General features: G+C 66.9%; 11 protein-coding genes. 2 read left to right on the top strand and 9 right to left on the bottom strand.

The window, feature by feature from the left end; genetic code table 11:
* The first annotated feature begins 34 nt into the window (after window positions 1–34).
* A complete protein-coding gene (locus DKM43_RS11400; protein WP_109798641.1) occupies window positions 35–1,597 on the top strand; it encodes a tryptophan halogenase family protein in 1,563 nt (520 codons plus the stop codon).
* 226 nt (window positions 1,598–1,823) lie between these two features.
* Window positions 1,824–4,409 (top strand): glycoside hydrolase family 3 C-terminal domain-containing protein, encoded by a 2,586-nt coding sequence (locus DKM43_RS11395; RefSeq protein WP_236632538.1) that lies wholly within the window; start codon window positions 1,824–1,826, stop codon window positions 4,407–4,409.
* A 154-nt stretch (window positions 4,410–4,563) separates the two neighbouring features.
* Here DKM43_RS11395 and DKM43_RS11390 read toward each other — a convergent pair whose 3' ends face one another.
* The 9 genes from DKM43_RS11390 to DKM43_RS11350 form a co-directional block, all read right to left on the bottom strand.
* Window positions 4,564–5,334: a FadR/GntR family transcriptional regulator gene (locus tag DKM43_RS11390; protein WP_109798639.1), complete on the bottom strand. Its 771-nt coding sequence runs from the start codon at window positions 5,332–5,334 to the stop codon at window positions 4,564–4,566.
* Between the two features lie 84 nt (window positions 5,335–5,418).
* On the bottom strand, window positions 5,419–6,726 hold the full coding sequence (gene xylA / locus DKM43_RS11385) for a xylose isomerase (RefSeq protein WP_109798638.1): 1,308 nt from the start codon (window positions 6,724–6,726) through the stop codon (window positions 5,419–5,421).
* 13 nt (window positions 6,727–6,739) lie between these two features.
* Entirely contained in the window at window positions 6,740–8,182 is a 1,443-nt protein-coding gene (xylB, locus tag DKM43_RS11380) for a xylulokinase (protein ID WP_109798637.1), read from the bottom strand.
* A 7-nt stretch (window positions 8,183–8,189) separates the two neighbouring features.
* Window positions 8,190–9,332 (bottom strand): glycoside hydrolase family 43 protein, encoded by a 1,143-nt coding sequence (locus DKM43_RS11375; protein WP_407938496.1) that lies wholly within the window; start codon window positions 9,330–9,332, stop codon window positions 8,190–8,192.
* Between the two features lie 152 nt (window positions 9,333–9,484).
* Window positions 9,485–10,123, bottom strand: a complete 639-nt coding sequence (locus DKM43_RS11370; protein WP_109798635.1) for a 2-dehydro-3-deoxy-6-phosphogalactonate aldolase — start codon at window positions 10,121–10,123, stop codon at window positions 9,485–9,487.
* Window positions 10,120–11,055 (bottom strand): 2-dehydro-3-deoxygalactonokinase, encoded by a 936-nt coding sequence (locus DKM43_RS11365; RefSeq protein ID WP_109798634.1) that lies wholly within the window; start codon window positions 11,053–11,055, stop codon window positions 10,120–10,122. Before DKM43_RS11365 ends, DKM43_RS11370 begins: the two co-directional genes overlap by 4 nt.
* A gap of 5 nt (window positions 11,056–11,060) precedes the next feature.
* Window positions 11,061–11,996, bottom strand: coding sequence for a Gfo/Idh/MocA family protein (locus DKM43_RS11360; RefSeq protein WP_109798633.1), 936 nt, complete (start codon window positions 11,994–11,996; stop codon window positions 11,061–11,063).
* A complete protein-coding gene (araD1, locus tag DKM43_RS11355) occupies window positions 11,993–12,994 on the bottom strand; it encodes an AraD1 family protein (RefSeq protein WP_109798632.1) in 1,002 nt (333 codons plus the stop codon). Before araD1 ends, DKM43_RS11360 begins: the two co-directional genes overlap by 4 nt.
* Before the next feature lie 26 nt (window positions 12,995–13,020).
* Complete coding sequence (locus DKM43_RS11350; protein ID WP_109798631.1) at window positions 13,021–14,559, bottom strand: aldehyde dehydrogenase (NADP(+)); 1,539 nt, start codon at window positions 14,557–14,559, stop codon at window positions 13,021–13,023.
* Window positions 14,560–14,588 lie beyond the last annotated feature (29 nt).

Genomic DNA, 14,588 nt, shown 5'->3' with positions numbered 1-14,588 from the left:
GCTGCCATCGGCGCGGGAACGGAGCGGGACTCGGATGGTGCGGCCAGTGCGCGATGTCGTGATTGTCGGCGGCGGAACCGCCGGATGGCTGACAGCGGCAATCATCGCGGCCCGGCACAAGGCGCGCATTGGCCACGATCTGACCGTGACCCTGGTGGAAAGCCCCAATGTGCCGATCATCGGCGTGGGCGAGGGCACCTGGCCGACCATGCGGTCAACGCTGAAGAGCGTGGGCATCTCCGAAACCGATTTCTTCCGCGAATGCGACGCGGCCTTCAAGCAGGGGGCGCTTTTCGCCCGCTGGACCACGGGCGCGCCGGATGATGCCTATTATCACCCGCTGGTGCTGCCGCAGCGCTTCGGCCAGATCAATCTGGCGCCGCACTGGCTTTCGGGCACGCTGCACGCGGACGGCGACAATGGCGAGACGTTCTGCGATGCGGTATGCCCGCAGGGCCGCATCTGCGACGAGAACCTTGCCCCCAAGACCATGGCCAGTGCGGAATACGAGGGGCAGGCCAACTATGCCTACCATCTCGATGCCGGAAGGTTCGCGCCCTTCATGCAGCGCCACTGCACCGAAAGGCTGGGCGTGAAGCATGTGCTGGCCGACATGCTGGAAGTGCATCAGGACGAGCGCGGCGATATCCGCGCGATCACCACGCAGCAGGCGGGCGAGATCACCGGCGATCTTTGGATCGACTGCACGGGAATGCGCAGCCTGTTGCTGGGCGAGACGCTGGGCGTGGGTTTCCGCGACTGCAACGACGTGCTGTTCTGCGATACCGCGCTGGCCGTTCAGGTGCCCTATCCCGATCCGCAGGCCCCTGTGGCAACGCACACCATTTCCACCGCGCAGTCGGCAGGGTGGATCTGGGACATCGGCCTGCCGACGCGGCGCGGGGTGGGGCATGTCTATTCGAGCCGCCACATTTCGCGGGAGGATGCCGAGGCCGAACTGCGCGCCTATATCGGGCCTGCCGCGGATGGGCTTGCGGTGCGCCGGATCGATATCCGTTCCGGCCACCGCGAGCAGTTCTGGAAGAACAACTGCGTGGCCGTGGGGCTGGCGGCAGGCTTCCTTGAACCGCTGGAGGCATCGGCGATCGTGCTGATCGAGCTTTCGGCGAAGATGATTGCCGAACAGCTCCCCCCTGCGCGCGAGGTCATGGACATCGTGGCGAGGCGCTACAACGACAAGACGCATTACCGCTGGGGGCGGATCATCGATTTCCTCAAACTGCACTATGTGCTGAGCAAGCGCCGCGACACGGCGTTCTGGCGCGACAACATGGACCCTGCCAGCATTCCCGAACGCCTTCAGGAACTGCTGGCATTGTGGCAGTTCCAGCCACCCTACATGCACGAGGAGTTCGACCGGGTGGACGAGGTCTTTCCGTCGGCCTCGTATCAGTATGTCCTTTACGGCATGGGTTTTCGCACGGAAGTTTCGGCGCGCGCGCTGGAGCCGGAAGTGCGCGAAGCGCGCCGCGCCCGCCGCGAGAATGCCGATGCCACCGCGCGGCTGCTGGCGGGATTGCCCAGGCACCGCGATCTGATCGAACGCATTGTCAGATATGGGCTGCAACCCGTCTGAACGGCCAAGATTTTGTCGACACGAGCCTGCCGGGTCGCGCCTCGCAGGACAGCACAAGGGAAGAGGATTTCACGTGAACGACCGATCTTTGGCCCCGCGCGGGCCAGGAAGCCTGTGGATTTCGGCGGCGGTGATAGCGCTCGCATCTGCTTCGGCCCATGCGCAGGCCCCCGCTCCCGCAAAGACAGCGGCCCCCGCAGCTTCCGGCCCTGCGGTATCGGGCGCCGTGGTATCGGGCGAAGGCGTATCGCCCCCCGTGGCCGAGGCCGAACAGCTGGCCAGCGCGCTCGTGGCGAAGATGACCATCGATGAAAAGGTGGAGCAACTGCTCAACGTGGCCCCGGCCATCCCGCGCCTTGGCATTCCGGCCTACAACTGGTGGACCGAAAGCCTGCATGGCGCGGGCGGCCCGGTGCCCACGACCAATTTTCCGCAGTCGATCGGGCTGGCGGCCACCTTCGATCCACCGCTGATTCAGGATGTTGCGCGCGTCATCAGCACCGAACTGCGCGGGCTGCACACGCTGGCGCGCATCACCGGCCATCTCGGCAAGATCGGCACGGGGCTGGATACCTGGGCGCCCAATATCAATATCTTCCGCGATCCGCGCTGGGGGCGCGGGCAGGAAACCTATGGCGAAGACCCGTTCCTGACCGCGCAGCTTGGCGTGGCCTATGTGAAGGGCATTCAGGGACCGAACCCGGACCTGCCAGACGTGATCGCCAGCCCCAAGCATTTTGCCGTTCATTCCGGCCCGGAACCGAGCCGCCATATCGACAACATCATGGTGAACCGCCATGATCTGGAGGACACCTATCTGCCCGCGTTCCGCGCCGCGATTGTCGAGGGCAAGGCCGGTTCGATCATGTGCGCCTACAACCGCGTGAACGGCGAACCGGCCTGCGCCAGCGATCTGCTGCTGAAGGAGCATCTTCGCGGGGCGTGGGGCTTCAAGGGCTATGTCGTCTCGGACTGCGATGCCGTGGTCGACATTTACGACAAGCACCACTTTGCCACGGATGCGGCATCGGGCGTTGCGGCGGCGCTGCTGGGCGGGGTGGACAACGAATGCCACACCGGCACGGTGGGCGAAGTGCCCGGCCTTGCCGGACGCTACCGGGAATCGCTCCGGCAGGGCTATATCACCCCCACCGACATCGACCGCGCGCTGGTGCGGCTGTTCTCGGCGCGCTATCGCAACGGCGATCTGACCGGGATGCGCGCACGCCAGCCCAATGCCACGCCGGTAAGCGCGGTGGGCACCGAGGAGGGCTGGCGGCTTTCGCTCGTCTCTGCCGAAAAGAGCCTTGTCCTGCTGAAGAACACCGGCGTCCTGCCGCTGAAGAGCGATGCGCGCATTGCCGTGATCGGGCCGCTGGGCGATGCCACGCGCGTGCTGCGCGGCAACTATTCCTCGCCCAATTCCGCGCCGCCGATATCCGTGGCCGAAGGGCTGAAGCAGGCAATGCCGCAGGCGCAGGTCGTGACCGTGCCCTTTGCTCCTTCGATCACCGACGGCGATCTGGTGACGCCGGGCCATTTCCTGACGCCTGATGGCAAGCCGGGCCTGCGCGCGGCCTATTACAACGCGATCGATCCCGAACGGCCGCGCGGGGAACGGACCTATGCCGCCAAGCCCGCCATGGTGCGCACCGAGGCCACGCTGGCCAGCAGCGCGATGCAGTTCAAGGCCATTGCTCCGGCGCACAAGGTGGTGTGGGACGGATATTTCGTTGCTCCCGAAAGCGGCCTTTACAAGCTGGGGCTGGTGGGCGTGAAGGGCCAGATCGGGCAGGCCGACAAGCCGCTGATCCGTTCCGAGCGCTATTCCAACTGGGGCGAAATGGCGCGCTATGTCGAAGTGGAACTGACCAAGGGCGAGCGTTATCCGCTGCACTTCGATCTGGAAGGCGGCGGTCCGGTGGGACCGGGGCTTTACTGGAAGCGCATCACCCGCGATCCGTGGGGCGATCTGGCGCGGGCAGCGGCCGATGCCGATGTGCTGGTGGCCGTGGTGGGGCTGACCGCCGATCTTGAAGGCGAGGAAATGCCGATCAGGATCGAGGGCTTCGACGGCGGCGACAAGACCAGCCTTGAACTGCCGATGGACCAGCGTGAACTGCTGATCCGGGCAAAGGCGCTGGGCAAGCCGCTGGTGGTTGTCACCATGAACGGCAGTCCGATCAACCTTTCCTGGCCCAAGGACAATGCCGATGCGCTGATCGAGGCATGGTATCCGGGGCAGGCAGGCGGGCTTGCGGTGGGCAACGTGATTGCGGGCAGGACCAATCCTTCGGGGCGCCTGCCGCTCACGTTCTATCGTTCGGTCGATGAGCTGCCGCCGTTCGGCGATTATGCGATGAAGGGGCGCACCTACCGCTATTTCGAAGGCAAGCCGGTCTATCCCTTCGGCTATGGCCTGAGCTATACCAGCTTCGGTTATGGCCCGGTGCGGGTAGAGCCGGTGGGTGGCAGCACGGCGGAGGGCATCCGCGTGACCACCACAGTGACCAACACCGGCACGCGCGCGGGCGAGGAAGTGGTGCAGGCATACCTGCGCTTTCCCGATCAGCCCGGCGCGCCGCGCATTGCCCTGCGCGGCCTTGCGCGCGTGGCGCTGAAGCCGGGCGAGAGCAAGCCGGTGACGCTGCAACTTTCCCCGCGTGATCTTTCGGCGGTGCGCCCCGATGGAACGCGGCAGGTCTTTGCAGGCACCTATCGCATCAGTCTTGGCGGCGGACAGCCGGGCACGGGCCTGCCCACCAGCGAGACGACCTTTGTCGTCGACCGGGTGGTGGATGTTGCCAGATAATGCCGGTGTTCAACAGGCTTGACTGATCGTGGATCGGTCAAGCCCGTGCGGCGGCGAGGCAGCTCCAGCGTGTCAGGCGTCGGCGGCTTGGCGCCTTGGCGCCTTGGCGCACTGATGCAGCAGGCCGACAGTCAGGCCGACGCAGGCTTTCGCCTCAGCCACGCTCCGGCAGGTTGATATCGTTAAGGGCCAGTTCGATCAGGGTTTGCATGGCCTCGCGCGCAGCGGGGGCGTTGCCGTCGGCCACGGCATCGAACAGGCGGCGGTGATCGGGCACGGCATCGCGCGGCAGCTTGCGCTTGCGCTGCTTGTAGATCGTGGTCCAGCGAACGGCGGCCGAAATGGTGCTGGCCAGCGAGATCAGGCCGCGGTTGCCGGTGGCGTCCAGCAAGGCAGCGTGAAAGGTCTGGTCGGCTGCCTGGCCTTCTGCCGTGGCCAGCGTGTGCCGGGCCATTTCCTCAAGCGCGTGGCCCATCTGCGCCAGATGCGCGCCGGTGCGCCGTTTTGCCGCCAGTTCGGCAGCGGCCGGTTCGATGATGAGGCGCAGTTCGAACAGATCGTCGATCGCCTCGCGGCTCGGCTCTCCGGCAAAGGTCCATGCCAGAACATCCGGGTCCAGCACGTGCCAGCGCGAAGGATCGGTGATGCGGGTGCCTGCCTTGGGGCGGCTTTCCACCAGCCCCTTGGCGGCTAGGATACGGATCGCCTCGCGGTAGGCCGTGCGCGAAATGCCGTTGCGTTCGGCAAACTCGACCTCGGTGGTCAGCACGTGGCCGGGCGGATACTGGCCGGTGACGATGGCAATGCCCAGATCGCGCGCGATGCTGCCGTGCAGGCGCAGCGACTTGTCTGATCGGACGTGTCCCGGTTTGTCGCTCTCGTGCTGATCTGCCACGATATCTTCCCTGATCCTGTCAGCCTTCATCGGCCGCAATGGCGGGAAAGTCCAGCATTGCAAACGGCAAAGGCAGGGGCGCACTCATTGCTGTGCGCGCCCCCAATTGTCGGATCAGAAGCGGTTGAGCAGATTTTCCAGCCATTCCTGACGGCCCGAAACCGGCGCAGGGGCCAGATCGCGCGCCACTGCCAGATCGGCGATTTCGGCAAGGCTGGACTGGCGGATGGTCTGGCCAAGTTCACCGTTCCACCCGGCATAGCGTTCGGCGCGGAAGGCATCGAGGCGGCCATCGGCAATGATCGCCTCGGCCCGCAGCAGCGCCCGCGCAATCACGTCAACCCCGCCGATGTGCCCGTGGAACAGATCGACCGCTTCGACCGACTGCCGGCGCACCTTGGCATCGAAGTTGAAGCCGCCGGTGGTGAAGCCGCCCGCGCGCTCGATCTCGATGCAGGCCAGTGTCAGTTCCTCGACCGAGTTGGGGAACTGGTCGGTGTCCCAGCCATTCTGCGGATCGCCGCGGTTGGCATCGATCGAACCGAACACGCCCAGCGCGCCCGCCATGGCGATTTCGTGCTCGAAGGTATGGCCCGAAAGCGTGGCGTGGTTGGCCTCGATGTTGACCTTCACCTCGTTTTCAAGGCCGAAGCGCTTGAGGAAGCCATAGACGGTCTGCGTATCGAAATCATACTGGTGCTTGGTCGGTTCGTGCGGCTTGGGTTCGATGAGAATCGTGCCGGCAAACCCGATCTTGTGCTTGTGCTCGACCACGAGGCTGAGGAAGCGGCCGAAGTTTTCCTGTTCGGTCTTCAGATCGGTGTTGAGGATCGTGTCATAGCCTTCGCGCCCGCCCCACAGGACATAGTTGGCGCCGCCCAGACGATGCGTTGCCTCAAGCGCATCGCGCACCTGCGAGGCGCCCCAGGCATAGACTTCGGGGCGAGGTGAAGTGGCAGCGCCCGCCAGATAGCGCGGATGGCCGAACAGGTTGGCCGTGCCCCACAGCAGCTTGCGGCCATGCGCGGCCTGAAGCTCTTCGAGATGATCGACCGCGCGGGCAAAGCTGGCGCGGAAATCGCCGATGCTTTCGGCAGGGGCCATCACATCGACATCGTGGAAGCAGTAGAACGGCAGGTCGAGCTTTTCGACGAAGGCCAGCGCGGCCTCGCGCTTGGCGCGGGCGGCGGTTTCGTCCTGCGGCATGTTCAGCCAGGGCCGGTCGAACGTGCCCGCGCCGAACACGTCGCTGCCCGGCCAGCAGAAGGTGTGCCACATGCACACGGCAAAGCGCAGGTAATCCTCCATGCGCTTGCCAAAGACCACGCGGTCCTTGTCATACCAGCGATAGGCCAGATCATTGGCGGTTTCAGGGCCTTCGTAGCGGATGGTATCGAAGGCGTCGAAATAGGCAGCAGACATTCAGGCTTACTCCTCAGATGGCGGACAGCGCGGCATAGGCGCTGCGGAAACGGGCGCGCTTGGGGGCAAGCGCATTGGCAAGGGCGGGATCAGGTTCGATCACGGCGCGCACGGGCGGGCGGGTGCAGACATCAGCCGCCGCAGCGCCGGTGGCCGCCATCTGGGCAAGGCGCGCCGCGCCAAGCGCCGGGCCGACCTCGCCGCCGTGCAGATAGACAAGCCGCACGCCCAGCACGCTGGACAGGATGCGCCCCCAGTGGGCCGAGCGCGAGCCACCGCCGATGACGCAAAGTTCCTCGATCGTGGTGCCCGCATTGCGCAGCGCGGCAATTCCGTCGGCATGGGCAAAGGCCACGCCCTCGAGCACGGCCGAGGCGAGGCGCGGGGTGGTGCTTTCGTTGCCGAGACCAAGGAACGCGGCGCGGATGTGCGGATCGTTGTGCGGGGTGCGCTCGCCCGAAAGATAGGGCAGGAACAGTTCCGGCCCGCAGGCCGCGCCCGCCCCTTCGGCCAGGGCGAAGAACTCTGCCGGGCCGGGCACGTTGCAGGCGCGTGCCGCCCAGTCGATGCACGAGGCCGCCGAAAGGTGCACGCTCATCTGGTGCCATACGCCGGGCAGGGCATGGCAGAAGGCATGGACGGCCTGCCCCGGATTGGGACGAAAGGCCGCATTGGCCACGAAGATCACCCCGGACGTGCCGAGCGAGAGCATGCCCTGCCCATCGCACAGCACGCCGACGCCCAGCGCGCCCGCGGCATTGTCGCCCGCGCCGGCCACCACCGGCACCCGGCCCATGCCCCACTGGCGCGCAACGTCATCGCGCAGGGTGCCGGTCACGTCCGGCCCTTCGTAAAGGCGCGGCATGTGCGTGATGTCCAGCCCCGTGGCTGCCAGCATGGCATCGGACCAGCAGCGCTTGTCCACGTCCATCCACAAGGTGCCCGCGCTGTCGGACATGTCGCTTGCCTTTTCGCCGGTCAGGGCAAGGCGCACATAGTCCTTGGGCAGCAGAACGGTGCGGGTGGCGGCAAACACATCGGGTTCGTGCGCGCGCACCCATGCCAGCTTGGGCGCGGTGAAGCCGGGCATGGCGATATTGCCGGTTATCTCGCGCGAGTGCGGCTCGGCCTTTTCCAGCGCGGTGCATTCGGCAAAGCTGCGCCCGTCGTTCCACAGGATTGCGGGGCGCAGCGGCCGGTCATCCGATCCCAGCAGGGTGGCGCCGTGCATCTGCCCGGCAAGGCCGATGGCGGCCACGCCCGCGCGCAGGGCCGGATCGATGCCGAGCACCGCCTTGTGCGCGGCGGCCACCCAGTCGGCCGGGGCCTGTTCGGACCACAGCGGCTGCGGGCGCGATACCACAAGATCGGAGCTGTTCTGGGCCAGAACCTCGCCGCTTGCGGCGGTGACGACCGCCTTCACGCAGCTTGTGCCGACATCGATGCCAAGGAACATGATTGGCCTACTTCTTCGGAGCGAAAGGATCGATGGTCGGGATCGTGCCATCGGGGTTGAACTTCAGTTCCGTCACCTTGACGTTGCGCAGGTGGTTCTTGTTCGAAAGCTGTGTATCGGCATAGAACAGCCACCACTTGCCTTCGTGCTGGACGATCGAATGGTGCGTGGTCCAGCCCTGCACGGGCTTGAGGATGTGCCCCTTGTAGGTGAACGGGCCATAGGGATTGTCGCCGATGGCATAGTTCAGGAAGTGCGTGTCGCCGGTCGAATAGGTGAAGTAATACTTCCCGTCCTTCTTGAAGACCCACGCCGCCTCGAAGAACCGGCGTTCGTGATCGCCGCCAAGGATGGGCTTGCCCGCCTCGTCCAGCAGGACCACGTCGCGCGGGGTTTCGGCAAAAGTCTTCATGTCGGCGCCCATTTTCGCGATCTTGGCCGAAAGCGCGGGCTTGTCGTCCTGCATCAGATCGGTGTCGGACCCGTTGGGATCATACTTGCCGCTGGCCCAGCGCTGAAGCTGGCCGCCCCAGATGCCGCCGAAATACATGTAGTGGGTGCCGTCATCATCGCGGAACACCGCCGGGTCCATCGAGAACGAGCCGGGGATCGGCTCCTTTTCCGGCACGAACGGTCCCATCGGGTTGCTGGCCGTGGCCACACCGATGCGGAAGGCGCCCAGACCGTTCTTGTCCTTCGATTTGTCGCGCGCGGGGAAATAGAGGTAGTAGGTGCCGTCCTTGTAGGCGGCATCGGGCGCCCACATCTGCTGCGAGGCCCACGGCACGTCCTTCACGTCGAGCGCGACCGGGCCGATCGTGACCTTGCCGCCCACCCGGTCCATCATCAGGACGCGGTAATCGCGCATGGCATACTGGTTGCCCAGATCATCGTCGGACGTGGGGGTTTCGATATCGTGCGAGGGATAGACGTAGATCTTGCCGTCGAAGACATGGGCCGAAGGATCGGCGGTGTAGATTTCCGTCACCAGCGGCTGATCGCGGAAGGCCGTGGCGGGAAGGCCGCCGTTGGTGCCTGCGGCTTCGGCCGCCGCTTCGCTGGCGGAAGTGGTCTTGGCCCCTTCGGTGCAGGCGGCGGTGGCAAGCGCGCCTGTGAGGCAAAGCGCGGCGGCAATTGAACGTGCCTTCATCATCGGACATCCCTTTCCTTGCCGGTGATCGCTCTTGGTCGACCATCCGGCTTCGGAATGTGTGATAGCGCTACCTAAACAGGACCGCAATCTGAAATATACGTTCTAATTATGTGGAACGCCTGTCCCTGGCAAGGGGATTCGCGCCGTGCCTAGAGCGTCTGAGCGCCTGCCTGCCATGCGGCGACAAGTGCGGCGGCGCGCTGTCCCACGGCATTGGCTCCATCACCCGGCCGGTAGAGACTGCCGCCAACGCCGATACCGGTCACACCGGCAGCGCGGAACTCGGCCACGTTGGCCGGACCCACGCCGCCGACGGCCCAGATTTCCACCTCGCGCGGGAGCACGTCGCGCAGCGCCCTGACATGGCCGCTGCCCAGCGCCGCGCCGGGAAAGAGCTTGAGCCTGCGCGCACCGGCGGCAAAGGCGGCGAAGGCTTCGGTAGGGGTGAGGAAGCCGGGCAGCACATCCATGCCAAGCGCCAGCGAGCGGGCGATGACTGCCGGATCGACATTGGGCGACACCATGAAGCGACCGCCTGCTGCGGCAAGCCTTTCGGCAAGGGCCGGGCTTGTCACCGTGCCGCCGCCAATGGCCGCGCGGCCGCCCAGCGCCTTTGCCATGGCGGCGATGGCGCCATCGGGATCGGGCGAATTGAAGGGCACCTCGATCAGGCGGATGCCCGCATCGACAAGCGCGCTGGCCACGGCCTCGGCCTCGTGCGGTTCAATGCCGCGCAGGATCGCAACGATGGGCGGTGCGCCTGCGGCCAGTGCTTCATCGATGGTCATTGCGTGCTTCCCTGTGCCATGGCGAGAGCGCCGAGCAGCCCGGCAATGGCCGCTGCCTCTCCGTCAACGGTCTGCGCGGCAATGCCAAGATGGGTCAGCGCGCGCAGATAGAGCGCCGCCAGCGCGCCATCGCCGATTACCGTCACCCCGGCATGACCGGTGCCGAACTGCGCCACTTCCGCCCCGATGAGCAGGCCGGAAATGAAGCCCATCGACCATGCGCGCGGCCGTGCGTCGAGCATCCTTGCCGCCCGCGCCTCGAACAGGGCGCCGCTTACCGGTTCGGTGCAGCGATCAAGGCCGCGGGCAAAGCCTTCGTCGAAAGCAGCCGGAGCGTGCTCGTCGGCACCGGGCGCGACAGGACCGGGCAAGGAGGTATGGCGGGTGATCGCGGCATAGAGTTCGCCGGTGGGCGCGGTGCGAAATCCGGTTATGGCACCATCGCTGATGCCAACCCATTTGCCGTGCGTGCCGGGCAGAGCGAGCAGGTGATCCCCCCGCGCCAGCGCCGGATCGCGCGAGAGCGCGCCGAAGACCTGCGTTTCTTCGCCCCGCATCACTTCGGGAATGCCATCGGCGGTGCGCCATGACAGGCCCGGCAGCACTTCCACCTCAAGTCCGATTACCCTGCGCCGCGCCCGCGCGCGGTGCCACAGCGCGGCATCGGCAGGGCAGGGCGCATAGGAGGCCGGGACAATGCCCGCGGGCGAACCCGCCATCCCGCACAGGGTGATCGTGCCCAGCGGCCCGCCCGCCAGCCAGATCGAGAGCATCCGCGCCAGCACGCGCTCGGCCGGTTCGGTCAGCGCGGTCGTGCCCGGCCCGTCGAGCCGCGCGGCAACCTCGCCCCGTTCGATCAGGAACAGGCGCAGCCGGGTGCTGCCCCAGTCACCAACGACGCGGCGCGTGGAGGATGGCGCGGTAAGGGGCATGGCGGTCAGTCCTCGAAGGCCGCGCAGGTGCGGTGCGTGCCGCACAGGAAGGCATCGGCCACCAGCCGCAGGGGCGCGGCGTCCACCTCGCTCGACCGGCTGGCGACGAGTTCGGCAAAGCGGGCGTAGATCCCGGCATATTCGCGGTCCTCGCGCGTTTGGGTGCAGCCCGGCACTTTCAGCACCGCGCCGCCCTGATGCAGGACAAGCGTGCCCGCATCGGTTTGAACCACGATGTCCCATGTCTGCGGCCCGGTCTGCCGCCAATCGAGGTCCATGCTGACAGGCGTTCCGGCTGCATCGGCAAAGGCAAGATCGGCGGCGATGGGGGCGGCGCGGTTGGCGGGGAAATCCAGCACCGCGCGCGTCAGGAAAAGCGGGCGGGGCAGGATAAGGGTGGCGATGGACAGGGCGTTGATCCCCGGATCGAACACGCCAAGCCCGCCCGGCTGCCAGATCCACGCCTGCCCCGGATGCCAGACGCGCACGTCCTCGCGCCAGGTGATGGCAACGCTGGTGATGGTGCGCCCCGCCAGCCAGGCACGCGCCGGTTCCACCCCCGCGGCAAAGCGCGAATGCCATGCCGCAAACAGGCTTGCCCGGCCTTGTGCGGCTGCATCCTGCAAGGCGGCGACTTCGCCCAGCGTGGCGGCGGGCGGCTTTTCCAGCAGCACGTGAAGCCCGCGTGCCAGCGCCTTGAGCGCAAGTTCGCGGCGCACCTGTGGCGGGGTGCACAGCGCCACGGCATCCACCGCCGGGCCTTGGGCCAGCAGGGCATCGAGCGAGGCAAAGTGCGGCACATCCGCCATTCCGGTGTCCGCCAGCCCTGCACCATCGGGGCTGACCGTTGCGGCCAGCGTGAAATCGGCCGAGGCGGCAATGGCGGGCAGGTGCTGATCGCGCGCGATCTTGCCCAGCCCGACAACGGCAATACGGATCACAGCACGCCCACCTTCAGGGCCTGCGCCGGATCGCCGCCCGCGCGCGCCAGCGGATTGCGGCAGGGCAGGGTGAAGGGGACGGCCGCAATCTCGAACACGTCGCCTTCCTTTGTGCGCAGCCCATCGGTGAAGGACAGCGTGGCCGTGCCGAAGAAGTGGACGTGAATATCGCCCGGCCTGCGGAACAGGTCATACTTGAAGTGGTGGTGCTCCAGATTGGCGATGGTGTGGCTCATGTTGTCTTCACCGGTGAGGAAGGGCTTTTCCCAAACCACCTTGCCATCGCGCAGGATGCGGCTGGTGCCGCGCAGGTCTGCCGGGGTTTCGCCAATCAGCAGTTCCGGGCCAAGGGCGGCGCGGCGCAGCTTGGAATGGGCCAGCCACAGGTAGTTGTGGCGTTCGGTCACGTGATCGGAAAACTCGTTGGCAAGCGCGAAGCCGAGGCGGAACGGCGTGCCATCGGGGCCGATGAGGTAGATGCCCGCCAGTTCCGGCTCTTCGCCGCCATCCTGCGCGAAGGGCGGCATCTCCAGCGGCTCGCCGGGGCCGACAAGCTGCGAACCATCGCCCTTGTAGAACCATTCGGGCTGCTGGCCCACCGTGCCGGGTGCGGGCTTGCCGCCCTCCAGCCCTTCAAGGAACATGCGCATCGAATCGGTCTGATGCGCAGCGGCTGCGGCTTCGCGGTGCATCTTGTCGCGCCCTTCGGCGGAACCGAGATGCGTGAGGCCCGTGCCCGCCAGCAGGAGGTGCGCCGGATCGGGATGATCGATCGGCGCAAGCAGGCGGCCTGCGGCCAGTTCCCTTTCCAGATCGACTCGCTCGCCCGCAAGGCAGCCCATGGCTTCGCGCGCAAGGCTGGTGCCCGCCGCGATGGCGCGCGCGGCCAGTTCGCTGGTGCGCGATATGCCCTGAAGCCGGTGCGCGCACGCAGCATCGGCAAGGATCACGCTGCGGGTGCCATCATCGGCACGGTGCTGCAAAAGACGAAGCGCCATCGGCAATTCTCCCCAGGCCCGCCCTGTCAGAGCGTGAGCGACCCATCGATCAATCGCGGCGCTCCATCGCCGGAACTTTCGTCGCGCAGCACCGGCGGAAGCAGCTCGGCGGCAAGGTTCTGATAGCACACGGGGCGCAGGAAGCGGTCAATCGCCAGACTGCCGACCGAGGTGCCGCGCGCATCCGAGGTGGCGGGGAAGGGGCCGCCATGGACCATGGCATGGCAAACCTCCACCCCGGTGGGCCAGCCATTGGCAAGGATGCGCCCGGCCTTGTCCTCCAGCAGGGGAAGGAGCCGCTGCGCCAGCGCAAGATCGCCCTGATCCATGTGCAGGGTGGCGGTGAGCTGGCCTTCAAGGCCGGAGAGCACGCGGCGCAGTTCGGCCTCGTCGGCGCAGACGACGACGAGCGAGGAAGCGCCGAACACTTCATGCCCCATGGCGGGCTGGGCAAGGAAGGCGGATGCATCGGTGCGCAGCAGCGCGGCCATGCCCTGTGCGGGCGTTCCCGGCGCCCCGCGCGCGACGACTTCGACGTCCGGCAGGCTTTCCAGCGCGGCCACCCCCCCGGCATAGGCGCGGCAGATGCCGGGGGTGAGCATGGTCTGCGCAGGGGCTGCGGCAACGGCGTCGGCAGCCGCTTCAAGGAAGGCGTCCAGCCCATCGCCCGCGATTGCCAGCACGAGGCCGGGATTGGTGCAGAACTGGCCCGCGCCCATGGTGAGCGAGCCGACAAAGGCAGTGCCCAGTTCCGGCCCGCGCGCCTTCAGCGCTTCGGGCAGGAGCAGCACGGGGTTGATGCTCGACATTTCGGCATAGACCGGGATCGGAACGGGCCGCGCCTGTGCCAGATGCAGCAGCGCCAGCCCGCCGCCGCGCGATCCGGTAAAGCCGACCGCGGCAATGCGCGGGTCCGTAACCAGCGCTTCGCCCAGCGCGTGATCAGGCCCGGTGACATGGCCGAACGTGCCCGCAGGCAGGCCGCAGGCGGCAACGGCGCGGGCAATCGCGCCTGCCACCAGATCGCCCGTCTGCGGGTGGGCAGGGTGGCCCTTGACCACGACCGGGCAACCGGCGGCAAGCGCCGAGGCGGTATCCCCGCCAGCGGTGGAGAAGGCGAGCGGAAAGTTCGATGCTCCGAATACCGCGACCGGCCCCAGCGGCACCATGCGCATCCGCAGATCCGGGCGGGGCAGGGGCTGGCGATCGGGCAGGGCGGAATCGATGCGAAGCTGCTGCCACGCGCCCTTGCGCACCACATCGGCAAAGAGGCGAAGCTGGCTCACGGTCCGTCCGCGTTCGCCTTCGAGCCGGGCGCGCGGCAGGCCGCTTTCGGTCATGGCCGCTTCGATCAGCGCATCGCCGATGCCAAGGATTTCATCGGCAATGGTTTCAAGGAACGTGGCGCGCGCGGCAAGGCTGGTGGCGCGATAGACGGGAAAGGCTTCGGCCGCAGCCGCGCAGGCCGCGGCGACATCGGCCGGGCCATGCACCGGAAAGGCGGGGCCGACAGGCTCGCCAGTGGCGGCGGCCATGGCGCGGAAGGTGGCTGGCTTGAGAGACATGGGACGGGAAAACTCCTGAAAGGCAGATC

This window comes from Novosphingobium meiothermophilum, assembly GCF_003171715.1.
GTDB lineage: Bacteria > Pseudomonadota > Alphaproteobacteria > Sphingomonadales > Sphingomonadaceae > Novosphingobium > Novosphingobium meiothermophilum.
The sequence above is the reverse complement of the archived record's forward strand: the minus strand, read 5'-3'. Positions and strand labels throughout refer to the sequence as shown.

What these genes read in the sequence shown, in the direction of transcription:
- DKM43_RS11400 (WP_109798641.1), top strand. Translation starts at nt 35, where the DNA reads ATGGTGCGGCCAGTGCGCGATGTCGTGATTGTCGGCGGCGGAACCGCC.
- DKM43_RS11390 (WP_109798639.1), bottom strand. Translation starts at nt 5,334, where the DNA reads ATGAAGGCTGACAGGATCAGGGAAGATATCGTGGCAGATCAGCACGAG.
- xylA (WP_109798638.1), bottom strand. Translation starts at nt 6,726, where the DNA reads ATGTCTGCTGCCTATTTCGACGCCTTCGATACCATCCGCTACGAAGGC.
- xylB (WP_109798637.1), bottom strand. Translation starts at nt 8,182, where the DNA reads ATGTTCCTTGGCATCGATGTCGGCACAAGCTGCGTGAAGGCGGTCGTC.
- DKM43_RS11375 (WP_407938496.1), bottom strand. Translation starts at nt 9,332, where the DNA reads ATGAAGGCACGTTCAATTGCCGCCGCGCTTTGCCTCACAGGCGCGCTT.
- DKM43_RS11370 (WP_109798635.1), bottom strand. Translation starts at nt 10,123, where the DNA reads ATGACCATCGATGAAGCACTGGCCGCAGGCGCACCGCCCATCGTTGCG.
- DKM43_RS11365 (WP_109798634.1), bottom strand. Translation starts at nt 11,055, where the DNA reads ATGCCCCTTACCGCGCCATCCTCCACGCGCCGCGTCGTTGGTGACTGG.
- araD1 (WP_109798632.1), bottom strand. Translation starts at nt 12,994, where the DNA reads ATGGCGCTTCGTCTTTTGCAGCACCGTGCCGATGATGGCACCCGCAGC.
- DKM43_RS11350 (WP_109798631.1), bottom strand. Translation starts at nt 14,559, where the DNA reads ATGTCTCTCAAGCCAGCCACCTTCCGCGCCATGGCCGCCGCCACTGGC.